Annotated in this window: 15 protein-coding genes and 3 pseudogenes; 12 read left to right on the forward strand and 6 right to left on the reverse strand. The window is 67.7% G+C overall.

The features are described 5' to 3' along the window. Nucleotides 1-28: 28 nt before the first annotated feature. Nucleotides 29-877 carry a cytochrome bc1 complex diheme cytochrome c subunit gene (gene qcrC, locus CDN38_RS24870; RefSeq protein WP_075511962.1) on the reverse strand — a complete coding sequence of 283 codons (849 nt, stop codon included), beginning with the start codon at nt 875-877 and terminating at the stop codon, nt 29-31. A 38-nt stretch (nt 878-915) separates the two neighbouring features. Next, on the reverse strand, nt 916-1,527 hold the full coding sequence (gene ctaE, locus CDN38_RS24875) for an aa3-type cytochrome oxidase subunit III (RefSeq protein ID WP_075511961.1): 612 nt from the start codon (nt 1,525-1,527) through the stop codon (nt 916-918). 150 nt (nt 1,528-1,677) lie between these two features. On the opposite strand from ctaE, the gene trpD reads away from it, so the two are divergent. After that, on the forward strand, nt 1,678-2,802 hold the full coding sequence (gene trpD / locus CDN38_RS31260; RefSeq protein ID WP_408633025.1) for an anthranilate phosphoribosyltransferase: 1,125 nt from the start codon (nt 1,678-1,680) through the stop codon (nt 2,800-2,802). On the opposite strand, the pseudogene CDN38_RS24885 reads toward trpD, so the two are convergent. Beyond that, nucleotides 2,740-4,677: pseudogene (locus CDN38_RS24885) on the reverse strand (DEDD exonuclease domain-containing protein); the annotation flags it as partial. The gene trpD and the pseudogene CDN38_RS24885 overlap by 63 nt on opposite strands. A gap of 104 nt (nt 4,678-4,781) precedes the next feature. After that, a complete protein-coding gene (locus CDN38_RS32005) occupies nt 4,782-4,910 on the reverse strand; it encodes a hypothetical protein (RefSeq protein WP_267888300.1) in 129 nt (42 codons plus the stop codon). Nucleotides 4,911-4,929: 19 nt separating this feature from the next. Between CDN38_RS32005 and CDN38_RS24890 the strand changes: the two genes are divergently transcribed. The 4 genes from CDN38_RS24890 (at nt 4,930) to pimB (ending at nt 8,469) form a co-directional block, all read left to right on the forward strand. After that, complete coding sequence (locus tag CDN38_RS24890) at nt 4,930-5,109, forward strand: hypothetical protein (protein ID WP_233027120.1); 180 nt, start codon at nt 4,930-4,932, stop codon at nt 5,107-5,109. 175 nt (nt 5,110-5,284) lie between these two features. Further along, entirely contained in the window at nt 5,285-6,445 is a 1,161-nt protein-coding gene (ripC, locus tag CDN38_RS24895; RefSeq protein WP_075511958.1) for a peptidoglycan hydrolase RipC, read from the forward strand. 106 nt (nt 6,446-6,551) lie between these two features. Continuing rightward, nucleotides 6,552-7,316, forward strand: coding sequence for a hypothetical protein (locus tag CDN38_RS24900; protein WP_408633046.1), 765 nt, complete (start codon nt 6,552-6,554; stop codon nt 7,314-7,316). Between the two features lie 10 nt (nt 7,317-7,326). Further along, on the forward strand, nt 7,327-8,469 hold the full coding sequence (pimB, locus tag CDN38_RS24905; protein WP_075511957.1) for a GDP-mannose-dependent alpha-(1-6)-phosphatidylinositol monomannoside mannosyltransferase: 1,143 nt from the start codon (nt 7,327-7,329) through the stop codon (nt 8,467-8,469). On the opposite strand, the gene CDN38_RS24910 is transcribed toward pimB, so the two are convergent. After that, a complete protein-coding gene (locus CDN38_RS24910) occupies nt 8,466-10,268 on the reverse strand; it encodes an AMP-dependent synthetase/ligase (protein WP_075511956.1) in 1,803 nt (600 codons plus the stop codon). The genes pimB and CDN38_RS24910 overlap by 4 nt on opposite strands. 159 nt (nt 10,269-10,427) lie before the next feature. On the opposite strand from CDN38_RS24910, the gene CDN38_RS24915 reads away from it, so the two are divergent. The 5 genes from CDN38_RS24915 to CDN38_RS24935 all read left to right on the forward strand — a co-directional run bounded on the left by CDN38_RS24915 (nt 10,428) and on the right by CDN38_RS24935 (nt 13,869). Beyond that, nucleotides 10,428-10,817, forward strand: a complete 390-nt coding sequence (locus CDN38_RS24915) for a polyketide cyclase / dehydrase and lipid transport (protein WP_075511955.1) — start codon at nt 10,428-10,430, stop codon at nt 10,815-10,817. A gap of 121 nt (nt 10,818-10,938) precedes the next feature. Further along, nucleotides 10,939-11,376 carry an SRPBCC family protein gene (locus CDN38_RS24920; RefSeq protein ID WP_023364872.1) on the forward strand — a complete coding sequence of 146 codons (438 nt, stop codon included), beginning with the start codon at nt 10,939-10,941 and terminating at the stop codon, nt 11,374-11,376. Beyond that, a complete protein-coding gene (locus tag CDN38_RS24925; protein WP_082277259.1) occupies nt 11,369-12,646 on the forward strand; it encodes an ArsA family ATPase in 1,278 nt (425 codons plus the stop codon). Before CDN38_RS24920 ends, CDN38_RS24925 begins: the two co-directional genes overlap by 8 nt. Continuing rightward, a complete protein-coding gene (locus tag CDN38_RS24930) occupies nt 12,643-13,044 on the forward strand; it encodes a hypothetical protein (RefSeq protein ID WP_075511969.1) in 402 nt (133 codons plus the stop codon). Before CDN38_RS24925 ends, CDN38_RS24930 begins: the two co-directional genes overlap by 4 nt. 87 nt (nt 13,045-13,131) lie before the next feature. After that, nucleotides 13,132-13,869 carry a lysophospholipid acyltransferase family protein gene (locus tag CDN38_RS24935; protein WP_075511953.1) on the forward strand — a complete coding sequence of 246 codons (738 nt, stop codon included), beginning with the start codon at nt 13,132-13,134 and terminating at the stop codon, nt 13,867-13,869. On the opposite strand, the gene CDN38_RS24940 is transcribed toward CDN38_RS24935, so the two are convergent. Continuing rightward, nucleotides 13,870-15,156 (reverse strand): glycosyltransferase 87 family protein, encoded by a 1,287-nt coding sequence (locus tag CDN38_RS24940; RefSeq protein WP_099319246.1) that lies wholly within the window; start codon nt 15,154-15,156, stop codon nt 13,870-13,872. Between the two features lie 124 nt (nt 15,157-15,280). On the opposite strand from CDN38_RS24940, the pseudogene CDN38_RS24945 reads away from it, so the two are divergent. Together CDN38_RS24945 and CDN38_RS24950 are read left to right on the forward strand one after the other, a co-directional pair. After that, a pseudogene (locus CDN38_RS24945) lies at nt 15,281-16,103 on the forward strand (hypothetical protein). A gap of 21 nt (nt 16,104-16,124) precedes the next feature. Beyond that, nucleotides 16,125-16,628 (forward strand): annotated as a pseudogene (locus tag CDN38_RS24950) (polyadenylate-specific 3'-exoribonuclease AS); the annotation flags it as partial. Nucleotides 16,629-16,715 lie beyond the last annotated feature (87 nt).

Consider the following 16,715-nt stretch of genomic DNA (forward strand, 5'->3'; position numbering starts at 1 on the left):
GCGTCGCCGGTCACGGGAGAGCCGTCGCTCATGATCGCGCCCCAATCCACAGTGCCAGCCCGATGGCGGCGACCATGCCGATGATCCACATCGCCATGCCCTCGGGCGCGGGTCCGAATCCGCCCAGTCCGTAGCCACCCGGTGACCGCTCCTCGGCGACGGTCCGCACATAGGCGATGATGTCCTTCTTCGCTTCGAAAGATAGCTGGCGGTCGCTGAACTTCGGCATGTTCTGCGGCCCGGTCAGCATCGCCGTGAGAATTTGCTGCTCATTGGCGGGCCCCAGGTCGGGGGCGTATTTGCCCGACGACAGCGCGCCGCCCTTGCCGGTGAAGTTGTGGCAGGAGGCGCAATTGAGGCGGAACAGGTCGCCGCCGCGCCCAAGGTCGTCTCCCCGCAGGGATTTCGTGGCGATGCTGCCGTCGGGGTTACGGACCACGGTGGGGCCGCCCCCGTTTGCTTGCACGTAGGCGCCGAGTGCGTCGATCTGTGTCTCGTCGAAGATCGGCTCCTTGCGCTGTGCCTGGGCCTCACCTCGCATGGCGGGCATCCGACCTGTCGAGACCTGGAAGTAGACGGCCGCCTCGCCGACGCCGATCAGGCTGGGCCCGCGGTCGGGCACGCCCTGCAGGTTGGCCCCGTGGCAGGACACGCACGACGTGTCGAACAGCTGCTTGCCGGTGCGCAGCAGCGCTGAGGACGACTCGTCGGCTACCGCTACCTGCGGGGTCGGTGTCAGGACGGCAGCCAAGCCGCCCGCGACGGTGAGCGCTATCAGCAGCAGCAATCCGCCCGACAACCGCCGGTGGAGGCGTCGCCGCCGGCGGTTGTTCTGCTGCTCACTGCCGCCGGATCGGGTGAATCCCAGTCTTTTCAACTGAGCACTCCTATTCATGCCTGTTCGGGGGGGCCGGCTCATCGGATGAAATAGATCACGGTGAACAGCGCGATCCACACGATGTCGACGAAATGCCAGTAGTAGGAGACGACGATGCTGGCGGTTGCCTGCGCGGGGGTGAACTTGCTCATCCCGGTCCGGATCAGCAGGAAGATGAAGGCGATCAAGCCGCCGGTCACGTGTAGCCCGTGGAAGCCGGTCGCCAGGTAGAACACGCTGCCATAGGCGCTGCCCGGGATGGTCGTCCCGTGCGTCGTCAGGTGGTAGTACTCGTAGGCCTGGCCGAGGATGAAGAACAGGCCCATCATGAATGTGATCACATACCAACGGCGCAGCCCGAACACGTCGCCACGCTCGGCGGCGAACACTCCCATCTGGCAGGTGAAGGACGACGCGATCAACACCAGCGTCACCGGCACCGCCTGATAGAGATTGAGCTCGGTCGGCGGCGGCGGCCACTTCCCGCCGGACTGAGCGCGCGCGGTGAAGTACATAGCGAACAGGCCAGCAAAGAACATCAACTCACTGGAAAGCCACACTATGGTGCCGACACTGACCATGTTCGGTCTGTTCAGCGAATGCACGCGCGACGTAATGGCAGTACCCGAGGTCCCTACAGCACTCGTCACATCCGCAAGTATGACGCTTTGTAGTTGTCGAACTCTACCCGGGGCACAAATTCGTTTTCCGCGCGTCGTTTCCCAGCCGTGTGCCGCCGCGCGCCCGGCGTTGCCGGCCGCGCGTTGGGTGGTGGGCGGCCGGCATGCGACCATCGGCGCGTGGCTCGGTCAGGTGAATGGTCCCCCGGTGGTCGGCCCCCGGCGGCGTCGGTTTCCGTGACGTCTTCCGTGACCTCTTCGGTGCCGTCTTGGCCAGGGGTTCTGGGTCGCTTGACGGCCGGGAGCAACTTGGCGCGGGGCCAGGCGGCCTGGGCCATGGATCAGATTATGACCGGCGCAGCACGGCCGGCCCAGATCGCCGCGTTCGCGGTGGCGATGACGATGAAGGTGCCCACCGCCGACGAAGTCGCCGAACTGGCCGGCGTGATGCTCGACCACGCGCGCCCGATGCCGGCCCACGCCGTTCCGGAGGACGCCGTCGATGTCGTCGGTACCGGTGGCGACGGGATCAACACGGTCAACCTGTCCACGATGGCGGCCATTGTGGTGGCCGCCGCCGGTGTGCCGGTGGTCAAGCACGGCAACCGGGCGGCGTCCTCGTTGTCCGGGGGGGCCGACACCCTGGAAGCGCTCGGGGTGCGCATCGACCTGGACGCCGATCAGGTGGTGCGCAGCCTTGAGGAAGTTGGGATCGGCTTTTGTTTCGCGCCGCAATTCCATCCGTCGTACCGGCACGCCTCGGTGGTGCGCCGCGAGATCGGCGTGCCTACGGTGTTCAATCTGCTTGGGCCGCTGACGAATCCGGCCCGGCCGCGGGCCGGGTTGATCGGCTGCGCGTTCGCTGACCTCGCCGAGGTAATGGCCGGGGTGTTTGCCGCGCGCCGGTCCAGCGTGCTGGTGGTGCACGGCGACGACGGGCTCGACGAGCTGACCACGACGACCACCAGCACGATCTGGCGGGTGCTGGCGGGCACCGTCGACAAACTGACTTTCGATCCCGCGGGATTTGGCTTCGCACGTGCCGAGCTCGACGAGCTGCTGGGCGGCGACGCGCAGGCCAACGCGGCCGAAGCCCGCGCCGTGCTGGGCGGGGCCCAGGGCCCGATCCGAGACGCGGTGGTGCTCAACGCCGCCGGCGCGATGGTCGCCCATGCCGGGCTATCCAGCCGGGCTGAATGGCTGCCCGCGTGGGAGGACGGCTTGCAGCGGGCCAGCGCGGCGATCGACAGCGGCGCGGCCGAACAGTTGCTCGCGCGATGGGTGCGGTTCAGCCAGCAGCTCTGAGCTGCCGGCCTGGCGGTGCGGCGGGTCCTGGTGAGGGGAGAGCCGCCCCATCGGGCCGGGTGTCTGCTCGACGGCCAGCTGCGCCGAACGGGCCGATGCCGCCCACGCCGCCCATGCGCCGGCGCAGCGCAACGGTGTGGCCCAGCCCGCGGTTTCGGCGGCGCCCCCGGTGTCCGGAATGCCGGTGACCCGCACGATGCGCACCCCCGGCGCCGCGAGCCAACGGGCGATGAGCGCGGTCTCCTCCACCAGCGCGCCGCCGAGTGGCGCCTCGGCCGGCATAATCTCCTGGGCACCGGCCTGCAGGGCGTCGACCACCGGCACCGGTGGCACCCCGCGCCGGGCGGTACCGGCGGCGGCCAGTTGCCCGTGGCGGATGACAGCAAACTGGTAGCCACCACCGCCGTCCGGCGCCGCGGCGATCAGCTCGGGTAGCGCGGCCAGCGCCCGCAACCGCTGACCACGCCACAGCGTCTCGATCGCGGTGGCGACATGGTCGCGCAGCCGCGCCGCGCTCTCGTAACGATGTCGCTCGGCCAGGACGGTGACCTGGTGGATCGCGGCGGCTAGCGCGGTGTTGTCGCGTCCGTCGATCAAATCCGTCGCGCGCTGCACGGCGTCGGCGTATCGCTGGGCGGTCAGGTTCCGGGCGGCCGGGCACGGCGACACCTCCAGCTCGGCGCAGGCCGGGCCGTGCAGAGCCGACCGCGCCAGCCGCTTGGTGCAGGTCCGGATCCCGGTGAAGCGAGCCAACAGCGTGGCCGTCTCGGCGGCGTCGGCCCGGGACCGGTACGGGCCGATGACCCGGCCGTGCCGGGGAGCGCGAACGACGGCCAGGCGCGGGAACGCTTCCTCAGTAAGGACCACCCACCACCAACGGTGGGGAAACCTCGATCGGCGGTTATACGGGGGCGCATGTGCGGCCAGCATTCGAAGCTCACGCACACCGGCTTCCAGCGGGTGCGCGCACTCGACGTGATCCACCCCGGTGGCCAGGTTGACCATTTCCTTGATCCGGCCGCGGGGGTCGGCGCCGTTGAAGTATTGGCTGACCCGGCGGCGCAGGTCGACCGCGGTGCCGACGTAGAGCACCTCGCCCGACGGCCCGCGGAACACATAGATTCCCGGCCGGTGCGGCAGGCCGTCGGCCAGCATCCGTTTGCGGCGCTGCGCCGGGGTCACGTTGGGTAGATACGCACGCAGGTCGGCGAAGGTGTGCACGCCCTGGTTGCCCACCCGCTCGATCAGCGCATGCAAGACGTCGACGGTGGCGCGGGCATCGTCGAGGGCGCGGTGGGTGGGTTGGGTGGCAACCGAGAACAGCCGCGCCAGTTCGGCCAGCCGCACGCTGGGCGCTTCCTCTCGGCTCAGCACCCGCCGTGCCAGGCGGACCGTGCACAGAACCTTCGGCCGCGGCCAAGCGATGTCGCATCGCCGCGCGGCGGCCCGCAGGAACCCGATGTCGAACCCGGCGTTGTGGGCGACCAATACCGAGTTGCCGGCGAATTCGAAAAACATCGGCAGGACGGCGCCGATGACGGGGGCGTCACACACCATGGCCGTGGTGATCCCGGTCAGCTGCACGATCTGGGGCGGGATGCTGCGCTGCGGGTCCACCAGCGTGGCGAACTCACCGAGCACGGTCCCACCGCGCACCTTGACCGCCCCGATCTCGGTGATGGCGTCCGGCGGGGCCGCTTCGGTGCCCATGGTGCGGCCTCCGGTGGTCTCCAGGTCGACCACCACGAAGGTGGTCTCCCGTAGCGGCAATAGCTCGTCGGAGGGCGGGCCCGGCGCACCCGCGAGGTCGATGCCGGGAAATGCGAGCGGGTCGAGCCCGGCGAGACTCAGTTGAGTTCCGCCGCTCGCACCCATGGCGGTGACGTTAGGCAGCCGCACCGACAGCCGACGGTTCCCACGCCGGGCACGGGTCGGCAGCGCTCGATCCTCAGCAGCGCCGGAGTTGTCGGTGCCGGCGGTTAGCCTTCGGCGCAGCCCCAATTGCGATCGAACGTCTTACCGAAAGGACCGGGATTGATGGCATGGAACGCATGGAACAGCGGTAGCGAATGCACCGGCGGCGCGGCCGAACCGGGGGAGGTGGTCATCGACTGTGACGAGTGCGCGGTGCGGGGACGCGCCTGCCGCGATTGTGTCGTGAGTGTGTTGCTCGGGGTGCCGGACACGTTGTTGCACGACGAGCAAGCGGCCCTCGAGGCCCTCGCCGATGCCGGGTTAGCTCCAAGATTGCGTCTCGTCCCGATCCGGCGTGGCCGAGGGCCGGGTCCTGCGTCGGGTGTCGCCTGATCGAGCCTGTATGGTGGTGGAGCGCAAAGACGCGTTCTCTCACATGAAAATGACAGAAATCTTGCCATTTTCTTAACTCTCCCCTTTGGACAAAAGCCGAGGCCATTTCGTAACCTGTTTGAGACCTAAACCAGCTCGACGGCGCTAGGCCGATGGCAGTTTAAGGAAGCAAATCTTGAGGCTCGACTGTAGGCATTCGATCGCGCGCGTCATCAAGCGGTCCGCAGTCGGTTCGTTGGCGAGCTTCACCGTGTTGTCCGGCATCCTGGCCGCGACTGCGATGGCCGACCCCGCCGACGACGCGCTGGCGAAACTCAACGAGCTGTCGCGGCAGGCCGAACAGACCACCGAGGCGATGCACAGCGCAGAACTCGACCTGAACGCGAAGCTTGCGGCGCAGCAGGCCGCGGAAAAGAAGCTCGCCGACGACCAGGCCGCGCTGGCCGCCGCGAAAGCGCGCCTGGCCACCTTCCAGACCGCCGTCAACAAGGTCGCGGCCGCCACCTACATGGGTGGCCGCACCAACGGCTTGGATGCGATCTTGACGGCGGAATCGCCGCAGCTGCTGATCGACGGTCTCTCGGTGCAGCGGGTGATGGCGCGTCAAATGGCCACGCAGATGGCCGGTTTCCGGGCCGCCGGAGAACAGGCGACCAAGGCTGAGCAGGCCTCTGCCAAGTCGGCTGCCGATGCCAAGTCCGCCGCCGAACAAGCCGCGGCGGTGCGGGCCAGTTTGCAGCACAAGCAGAGCCAGCTGCAGGTGCAGATCGCCGTCGTGAAGTCGCAATACCAGGCCCTGACGCCGGAGCAGCGCACCGCGCTCGCCGACCCGGGACCGATTCCGGCGCGCGTACCAGACGCCCCCGGGCCGGCGCCCGAAGGACTGCCACCGGGCGCTCCGCCCGAGGGTGCGCCTACTCCTGGTGAGGCGCCTGCTGCCGGCGGAGTGTCCGATATACCTTTCATGGCTCCCGGCGGCGGCGGTGGCGGCGACCGGGCGACCGTGGTGCAGGCGGCCTTGACCCAGATCGGCACTCCGTATGCATGGGGTGGCGCCGGGCCCAGCGGTTTCGACTGCTCCGGACTGGTCATGTGGGCGTTCCAGCAAGCCGGGATCGCACTGCCGCACTCCAGCCAGGCGCTGGCGCATGGAGGTCAGCCGGTGGCGCTGTCGGACCTGCAGCCCGGTGACGTGCTGACCTTTTATTCCGACGCCTCACATGCCGGCATCTACATCGGCGACGGTCTGATGGTCCACTCGTCCACCTTCGGCCAACCGGTGCGGGTAGTGCCGATGACCTCCTCGGGTCCGATCTACGACGCCCGTCGCTACTGACGACCTCGTGGCGTGGCTTCGCCGCCGGCCCCGGTGGCTGTCGATCACGCTGGCCTTCGTCTTCGTGGCCGAGTTGGTCGCGGCAGCCGCTCTGCCGGCCCATCCGATACGCGACGGCTCGCCAGCACCGACGGCGGCGCGAGTCGACGACGCCGGCCTCACCCCGGTGGTGGTCGGCGGCCACACCGTCCGGCTGATCGGCCTCGGCGGCGCGGACAGCGAGCGCCTGCTATCCCGTGTCGCGGCGAACCTTGGTTCCGCGATCGACGCGGTCGCGGCCTTCTGGGGCACCGATTGGCCGCACGAGATCTCGGTGGTGGCGGCCGGTTCCGATGACCAGTTCCGTACTGCCGCCGGCGGCGGGCCGGCGTCGCAGTGGGCCGATATCGCGGCGGTGACCGTCGTCGAGCACGTCGATACCGCCCGCCGGACCGCCGCCGGCCAACGGATCGTATTCGCGCCGGGCGCAGCCGACATGAGCCAATCTGCGCTGCGAATCGTGTTGACGCATGAGCTTTTTCACTACGCCACGCGTGTCGACACCGCGCTCGATGCGCCGCGCTGGCTGACCGAGGGGGTGGCCGATTTCGTCGCCAGACCGGCGTCCAGGCCGCCCGTCGATGCGCTGCCCCTGGCGCTGCCGTCAGATAACGACCTGGACACCGCGGGACCGCGGCGTTCACTGGCATATGACCGGGCGTGGTGGTTTACCAGGTTCGTCGCGGAGACCTACGGGACGACCGCGTTGCGCGGGCTCTACCTGGCCGCGTGCGGTGCCGGACACCCCAACTTCGCAACCGCCGCGCGCACCGTGCTGGAGACCGACCCTACCGGGCTGCTCACCCGCTGGCAGGGATGGCTGACCGATTAGCCTGACGCAGGTGAGCCGGGTCCTGTTGGTAACCAACGACTTTCCGCCCAGACGCGGCGGCATTCAGTCCTACCTGGGGGAGTTCGTCGGTCGGCTGGTCGAAGCCGGATCGCATTCGGTGACGGTGTACGCACCGCAATGGAAGGGGGCGCAGGCGTACGACGACGCGGCTTGTGCAGCCGGCTATCGGGTGGTGCGTCATCCCGGCACGCTGATGCTGCCCGTCCCGGCCGTCGACAGCCGCATGCGCCGCCTGATCGCCGAGTACGACATCAATACCGTCTGGTTCGGCGCGGCTGCCCCGCTGGCGCTGCTGGCGCCGCGTGCGCGCCGGGCCGGTGCCACCCGGATAGTGGCCAGCACGCACGGCCATGAAGTGGGCTGGTCGATGCTTCCGGTCGCGCGGTCGGTGTTGCGCCGAATCGGGGACAGCGCTGACGTGGTGACCTTCGTCAGTCGCTACACCCAAGCCCGGTTCGCGCCCGCCTTCGGACCCGGCGCCGCGCTGGAATACCTGCCGCCCGGGGTGGACAGCGACCGGTTCCGGCCGGACCCGGCCGCGCGCGCCGAACTGCGTAAGCGGTACCGGCTGGACGAGCGGCCCGTGGTGGTATGCGTGTCCCGGCTGGTGCCACGCAAAGGCCAGGACATGCTGATCAAGGCGCTACCGGCGATCCGCCGGCGCGTCGACGGGGCCGCGCTGGTGATCGTCGGGGGCGGCCCTTACCTGCAGGCGCTGCGCAAGCTGGCCAAGGACTGCGAGGTGGCCGACCATGTGACGTTCACCGGCGGCGTGCTGGGCGACGAACTACCGGCGCATCACGCGTTAGCCGACGTGTTCGCGATGCCGTGCCGCACCCGCGGTGCCGGATTGGACGTCGAGGGCCTGGGGATCGTGTTTCTCGAGGCTTCGGCAAGCGGCGTGCCGGTAATCGCCGGCGAGTCCGGCGGAGCGCCGGAAACTGTGCAGCACAACAAGACTGGATTGGTGGTCGACGGTACCTCGATGGACAAGGTGGCCGACGCCGTCGCCGACTTGCTGACCGATCGCGACCGTGCCGCCGCCATGGGCGCTGCCGGCCGGCAATGGGTAACGGCCAACTGGCGCTGGGACACACTGGCAATCCGGCTGGCCGGCCTGCTCGGCGGCTAGCCGCTGGTATAGATCGCCTCGATCTCGTCGGCGAACTTCTCGGCCACCACCTTGCGCTTGACCTTCATCGTCGGTGTCAATTCGCCGGTGTCCTCGGTGAAGTCGACACCCAGGATGCGGAACTTGCGGATCGACTCGGCATGCGACACCGCCAGGTTGGCCTGTTTGACGGCCGCATCGATTTCGGCCACCAGGTCGGGATCGGTGGCCAAGTCGCCCACCGACGCGTCGGCGGGCTTGCTGTTGCGCTGCTTCCAGCCGACGAACGCCTCCGGGTCGATGGTGATCAGCGCGCCGATGAACGGCTTGGCATCTCCGACCATCATTGCCTGACTGATCAGCGGGTGTGCCCGCAGCTGGTCCTCCAACACGGCGGGGGCGACATTCTTACCGCCCGCGGTGACGATGAGCTCCTTCTTGCGGCCGGTGATGCTCAAGAAGCCGTCCTCGTCGATCGCGCCCAGATCACCGGTGCGGAACCAGCCGTCGGTGAAGGCCTCCTCGGTGGCCTGCTGGTTGCGCCAATAGCCGCTGAACACCACGCCGCCACGTACCAACAGCTCCTGGTCGCCAGCGATGCGTAAACTGTTGCCGGGCACCAGCTTTCCGACCGTCCCGATCTTGAGGGCACCAACCTGGTTAACCGTGATCGCCGCGCTGGTCTCGGTCAGGCCGTAGCCCTCGTAGATGGTCAAGCCCACGCCGCGGTAGAAGTGGCCCAGCCGCGCGCCCAACGGCGCACCGCCGGAGACCGCCGCATGGCAGTCACCGCCGAGCGCCGCGCGGAGCTTGTGATAGACCAGCCGGTCGAATAGAGCGTGCATGGCGCGCAGCAGCAGACCCGGGCCGCCGCGGTCGCAGGCCCGGCTCCAATCGACCGCGATCTGCGCGGCGCGTTTGAAGATCGCTCCCTTGCCGTCGTTGACGGCATTCTGCTCGGCGGTGTTGTACACCTTCTCGAAAACCCGGGGCACCGAGACCACCACCGTGGGTTTGAAAACCCCGAACAGCGGCAGCAGGTTCTTGATGTCGCTGGTGAACCCCACGGTCACTTTGCTGGCGAACGCCGACAGCGTCAGCGACCGGGCCAGCACGTGGGCGAGCGGCAAAAATACCAGGAGCCGCTGTCCCGGGCACAACAGCGTGGGCAGGCATTCCCGGGTGCCCCGGATCTCGTGGAGCAGGTTGGAATGCGTGAGCTGACAGCCTTTGGGCCGCCCAGTGGTGCCGGAGGTGTAGATCAGGGTGGCCGCGTCGCCGGCCCGCAGCGCTTCGAGGCGCGCGGTCAGTTCCGCCGGGTCAACAGACGCGCCCTGCTCGACGAGCTGGTCGAGCGCCTTGCGGCCGGAACCGTCGATATGCAACACCCGGCGCAATGCGGGCAGGTCACCGGTGAGCTCGGAGACCATCGCGGCATGCGCGTCGGTTTCGGCGAACGCCACGACGGCTTCGGAGTTCTGCAGCACCCAGCGGACCTGCTCGGCCGACGACGTTTCGTAGATCGGCACCGTGACCGCGCCCACCGCCAGGATGGCCAGGTCCAGGATCGCCCACTCGTAGCGGGTGGCCGAAAAGATCGACACCCGATCACCGGCCCGTACCCCGAGCGCGATCAAACCCAATGCCGCACCACGGATCTGATGCGCCGCCTCGGCGCAGGTCACGTCGGTCCAGACGCCGTCGACGAGGCGTTGGTAGATGACGTATCCGGGATCGTCGCGCTCGTGCTCAAAGACCATGGCCGCGACGTTGTCGCGCTCGCCGACGGAAAAGCGGGCAGGGACACTGTACTGACGCACCTTGCTGACCTCGCTCCAACCGATGTTTTTGCGGGTAGATCCCCTCGCCCCAGCCTAACCGGGCATTAGGGGAAGCCAGATGATTGCTGGTTTGGTGGCTTTTCCGGACCGAGCCGAGCGCCGTTGGCCGTCGATACGCGGGTGTGTGAAGCTGTGGCTATGAACAGCATCCAGATTGCGGACGAGACGTATGTCGCCGCGGATGGCGCACGGGTGGGAGCTGCGATCGCCGACCCGACGAAGTGGCGCCGGTGGTGGCCTGATCTGCGGCTGGAGGTCACCGAGGACCGCGCCGACAAGGGCATGAGGTGGGCAGTTACCGGCGCCCTGACCGGCACCATGGAAATCTGGCTGGAACCGTCGATGGACGGGGTGGTGCTGCACTACTTCCTGCACGCCGAACCGACCGCGGCGGCGGCCTGGCAACTGGCCCGGATGAATCTGGCCAAAATCACCCACCGCCGTCGGGTGGCAGCGAAGAAAATGGCGTTCGAGGTCAAAACCACAGTGGAACAAGCACGCCCCGTCGGGGTTTCTCCGGTAGTTTAACCGGGTCGAGTGGGCTCGAGTGGGGCTCAAGCTGGGCATCGGGAGTAGCGTTTGTGCCGAATGGCGGGTATTCCCGAGGAATCGACGCGCAGTGCGAGGAAACGGGAAAGGGATTTGCCAGGTGGCGGACAAGACGAGGCAGACGATCTACATCGACGCGGCTCCGGGCGAGGTGATGAAGGCGATCGCCGACATCGAGGCTTACCCGGAATGGATTTCGGAGTACAAGGAAGTCGAGGTCCTGGAGGCTGACGACGAGGGATACCCGCAACGGGCCCGGATGTTGATGGACGCAACCATCTTCAGGGACACCTTGATCATGGCATACCAGTGGCCGGCGGACCGCCAGTCGCTGAGCTGGACTCTGGAATCCAGCTCCCTGCTGAAGTCTCTCGAAGGTTCATATATCTTGGAGCCCAACGGTTCTGGAACTGACGTGACCTATGAGCTCGCCGTCGACCTCGCCGTCCCGATGATCGGGATGCTCAAGCGCAAAGCCGAACGCAGGTTGATAGACGGCGCGTTGAAGGATCTGAAGAAACGAGTCGAGGCTGAGTGAGTCCAGTGAATTCCGGGCGTCAGCCCCGGCCCGGATCAGTCTCTTCGTCGGTAAAGGCGGGGTAGGAAAATCCACACTGGCGGCCGCCACCGCAGTGTGCGATGCCGGTGCTGGTCAGCGAGTGCTGCTGGTATCCACCGACCAGGCGCACTCGCTCGGTGATGTGCTGGGCATCTCGGTGCCGCCGACCGGCCGGGGCGAGCCGGTCCGCGTTCTCGCCGATCTCGAAACCGGGCGATCCGGGTCCGACGGCGGTTTCCTCGACGCCTTGGCGCTGGACACCTTGGCGCTGCTCGAGGACCGGTGGCGAGACGTCGTCGACGCCTTGGACCGGCGATTCCCCGGTTCCGAGCTGAGTAGCGTTGCGCCAGAGGAACTCTCGGCGTTGCCCGGGATTCAGGAGGTGCTCGGGCTGCAGGCCGTCGGCGAGCTTGCCACCAGCGGACGTTGGGATCGCGTCGTCGTCGACTGCGCGTCGACCGCGGATGCGCTGCGAATGTTGACGCTGCCGGCGACCTTCGGACTCTACGTGGAGCGCGCGTGGCCGCGGCATCGCAGGCTCGCCATCGATGACAACCGATCCGCTGCACTGGTGGAGTTGCTGGAGCGCACCAGCGCCAGCGTGGACCGGCTCAGCGCCTTGCTGACCGATGGTGACCTGGTCGGCGCGCATCTGGTGCTGACTCCGGAGCGGGTGGTAGCGGCCGAGGCGGCCCGCACGCTGGGTTCATTGGCGCTGATGGGCATACGCGTCGAAGAGCTGCTGGTCAATCAGGTCCTGGTCCGGGACGAGACCTACGAGTACCGCAGCCTGCCCGACCACCCGGCCTTCTACTGGTATGCCGAACGCATCGCCGAGCAACGCGCCGTCCTGGAAGAACTCGACGCCACCATCGGTGACCTGGCGCTGGTGCTGGTTCCGCACCTGTCCGGCGAGCCGATCGGCCCCAAGGCGCTGGGCGGTCTGCTCGACGGTGCCCGCCGCCGCCGAGGGTCGGCGCCGCCGGGTCCGCTGCGGCCTATTGTGGACCTGGAATCCGGGTCGGGGCTTGAGTCGGTATATCGTCTGCGGCTAGCGTTGCCCCAGCTCGATCCCGGTTCGCTGGCGCTGGGCCGCGCAGACGACGACCTGATCATCAGTGCTGGCGGGGTGCGGCGCAGAGTTCGGTTGGCGTCCGTACTGCGCAGATGCACGGTGCTGGACGCGCAACTGCGGGGCAGCGAGCTAACCGTTCGATTTCGACCCAATCCGGAGGTGTGGCCGACGTGACCGGGGTTCATACCGAGGTTGGTCCCGAACTGCGCAAGCTTGCACAGGCAATCCTGGATGCGATCGACCCCGCGATGCGCGCCGCGGCCGCGATGGCATCCGGGTCGACCGGTGGCAAAGCGGCCGCCAAGTGCCAACAGGTGTGGTGTCCGGTATGTGCACTGGCGGCGGTGGTCGGTGGCGAACAGCACCCGTTGCTGACGGTGATCGCCAACCACAGTGTCGCTTTGCTCAACGTGATTCGCGCCATGGTCGACGACATTGATCGATCGGCAAAACCGCCGCCGGAGGATCCGCCCGGCGGCGGCCTCACCAGCGAGACACCGCCGGAGAACGGGTCCGCGGACCCGGGTGCGAAAACGCGCTACCAGCCCATCCCGGTGAGTTTGCAGGAGTGAGCCGCCGCCCGGCGCAGGTGGTCGCAGCCACGGCAGATGGGTACAGTTGGCCCAGACATTGTTCCGGTGCGGGCGAGAGGGAGGGCCATGTGGTACTACCTTTTCAAGTACGTTTTCATGGGCCCGCTATTCATTTTGCTCGGCCGGCCGAAAATTGAAGGCGCGGAAAACATTCCGAGTTCCGGGCCGGCGATCCTCGCCAGTAACCACCTTGCCGTGGCGGACAGCTTCTACCTTCCGTTGGTAGTGCGCCGCCGGATCACCTTTCTGGCAAAGGCCGAATACTTCACCGGCACCGGGCTCAAGGGCTGGATCAACCGCTGGTTCTACAGCGTCTCCGGGCAGGTGCCCATCGACCGCACCAACGCCGACTCCGCACAAGCAGCGCTGGAAACCGCGGAACGTCTCTTGCGCCGGGGCAAGTTGCTCGGCATGTACCCCGAAGGCACCCGGTCGCCCGACGGTCGCCTCTACAAGGGAAAGACCGGCCTGGCGCGGCTGGCGCTGCACACCGGGGTTCCGGTGATTCCGGTGGCGATGATCGGCACCAACGTCGTCAACCCCCCGGGCAAGAAGATGTTGCGGTTCGGCCGGGTGACCGTTCGTTTCGGCAAGCCGATGGACTTCACCCGGTTCGAGGGACTGGCCGGCAACCACTTCATCGAGCGGGCCGTCACCGACGAGGTGATGTACGAGCTGATGGAGCTGTCCGGTCAGGAGTACGTCGATATCTACGCGGCCAGCGTCAAAGGCGGCAGCAACGGTGCCGGGGCTCATCCCGGTCCGCAGGACGCCGCCAGGATCCCCGAGACCGCTGCCGGCTGATCAGGCCGCGGCCGTCGACACCGGGGTCCGCCCCGGCTCGGGCGAGCGCTCCGTCGTCAGCCGGGTGGTTACGGTGAGGCCGGCAACGACGATGACCGCCAGCGCCCACCACACGTAGGACATCCCGGCGAGTTGACGCCACCAACCCGCGGTGGCCTCCCGGTGCTTGGGCAGCAGATCGATCGGCGCCCATCTCATCAGCGCCACCCCGGCGGCGGTAACCACGGCCAGCGCCGCATTTCGCCGCCGCCAGGCCAACACCCCGGTCACCAGAACCGCCGGCAGCATCCACACCCAGTGGTGGGACCACGAAACCGGTGAAACCACCAACCCGAACAACGCCACGCAAATCACGGCCAGGGCCGGTTCGTCGGCCCGCAGCACTCGGCGCATCGCCCATACCGTCGCAACCAGCACCACCAGCGACAGGACCACCCACAGCAGGAAGCTTTCGTGCTCGCCGATCGGCAGCCGGGCCAGCGCACCCGCGATGTTCTGGTCGGTGTTCAACGAAGCCGAACCGATCCGGTCGGTGTGGTGCAGGGTATGGGTCCAGTACTCGCGGGAATCACGCCACGCCAGCGCGAAGCCGGCCAGCGTCGCAGCCGCGAAGGACGCCAGGGCTGTCAGCGCCGCCCGGCCGTCCCGGCGCAGCAGGAAGTAGAGCAGAAACACCGCCGGAGTCAGTTTCAGTGCCATCCCCAAGCCGAGCAGCAGGCCCCGCGGCCACGGCGTGCGGCGCGGGAAACAATCCAAGATCACCAAGGTCATCAGCACGGCGTTGATCTGGCCGAAGGCGAAGTTGGAGCTCAGCGGCTCCAGCCAGATCGACGCCGGAGCCACGATGATCACCGCCAACCACAGCCGGCGCACCCAGGCCGGCCCGGGCAGCAGCGTCGAAGTGGGCCATACATTCAGACCGGTCAGCACGACCACCGTCGAGGCGATCAGCACCACCAGCGTCAGCAGCGTGATCGCGATGCTGGCGGCCGGCATCTTCAACCAGGCGAACGGGCTGAACACCACCGCGGCCAGCGGAGGGTAGGTGAACGGCAGGTCCAGCCCGATGGGTGTGTGGAACTTCACGTCGCCGCTGTACAGCGGACGCCCGTCCAACCAGGCCTGACCGCCCATCTGATAGATGTCGATGTCGATGCGGTAGGGGATGTGTCCGAACAACTTCCAGGCCACGTAGCCCAGTGCCCCGGCGGCCACCAGCCCAAGCAGGCACCATAACGAGACCCGCCCGAGTCGACTGCCCAGCTCGGGCGACCGCCATGTACTCATGTCAAAGACAGCCTAATCGTTACCGAGGCGGTCGCTTGCCGCCACAGCGCGGCTCAGGCCGCTTAGGCCTCGCCTGCGTCGGCCGGCGTAGTTTTTGCGGAGTGCTCCAATGGCTGCAGCATGACTGCCCCTGCTGTGCTGCCTGGTCGCCTTTATCCTGACCTTTTTTGTGACGCGCACCTTCGCCCGCATCATCCGTCGCCGCCCCGGCGATGCGCCACCGCCCAGCTGGTGGCAGCCTCGCAATATCTACATCGGGTCCGTGCACGTCCACCACGTGGCTTTCGGCGTGCTGGTGGTGATGGTCTCCGGGCGGGCGCTGGTGACGCTGTCCGTCGGCGGACGCGCACCCGAGTTCGCGGTGTCGGCGACATTTTTCGGAATCGGCGCGGCACTGGTGCTCGACGAGTACGCGTTGATCCTGCATCTGTCCGATGTCTACTGGGAGGAAGACGGACGCACCTCGGTGGACGCGGTTCGCCGCCGTAGCCGTGGCGGGGTTGTTGACCCTGGGATTCCATCCGCTGATGTTTGTCCTGACGATCTGGTCGGACACCAATTCCGTGATATGGCATGCCGCGCTGGTCGGCGGCGTGCTGCTGACGCTGCCGCTGGCGGTGGTGGTCCTGTTCAAGGGCAAGGTGTGGACGGGGCTGCTCGGCATGTCCATGGTGGTGCTGCTGATCGTCGGCGCGATCCGGTTGTCGCGTCCGCATGCCCCGTGAGCACGGTGGCGATACAGCGCCCGGCCGGACAAGATGCGCCGTGCCCTGCAGCGTGAACGTATACCCTGCGCCGCCCCGTGGTACGGGCCACGCTGTGACTGCAATGTGCGATCGCCGGAACCCCGCGTGGCCCGACGAACATGCCGTGGACGCCCGGTTGGACCTCGACTCCATCCCGCGCCACCGCCGAAGGCTGCCGAACGCCTGCTGACCGCGCGATAGCCTGCCCGGATAAACTGCGATGTGCGGTACTTCTATGACACCGAATTCATCGAAGACGGCCGCACCATCGAGTTGATCTCCATCGGGATGGTCGCCGAGGACGGCCGCGAGTACTACGCCGTCTCCACGGAGTTCGACCCCCAGCGTGCCGGCAGCTGGGTTCGCTCCCATGTCCTGCCGAAGCTGCCGTCGCCGGGTTCGCAGCTGTGGCGCTCACGCCGGCAGATCCGTGCCGACCTGGAGGAGTTCCTCGGTGTGGGCGGCGACGACCCGATCGAGCTGTGGGCCTGGGTGGGCGCCTACGACCACGTCGCGCTGTGTCAGTTGTGGGGTCCGATGCCGGAGCTGCCAACGGCGATACCTCGCTTCACTAGGGAACTGCGGCAACTATGGGAGGACCGCGGATGCCCGCGCCTGCCGGCGCGGTCGCGTGATGCTCACGACGCGCTGGTCGACGCGCGCGACCAGTTGCGACGATTCCGGATCATCACTTCGGTCGGCAACGCCGGCCCGCGTCCGGCCCGGGGTGGGAGCACGCCCCGCGGCTCCCGCGTGCGGGCGGTGAGCGGGCCAGACCGGCGACCAGACCCGGCAGGCGGACCGTATTGACGG

It is taken from the genome of Mycobacterium ostraviense (assembly GCF_002705925.1).
Taxonomy (GTDB): Bacteria; Actinomycetota; Actinomycetes; order Mycobacteriales; family Mycobacteriaceae; genus Mycobacterium; species Mycobacterium ostraviense.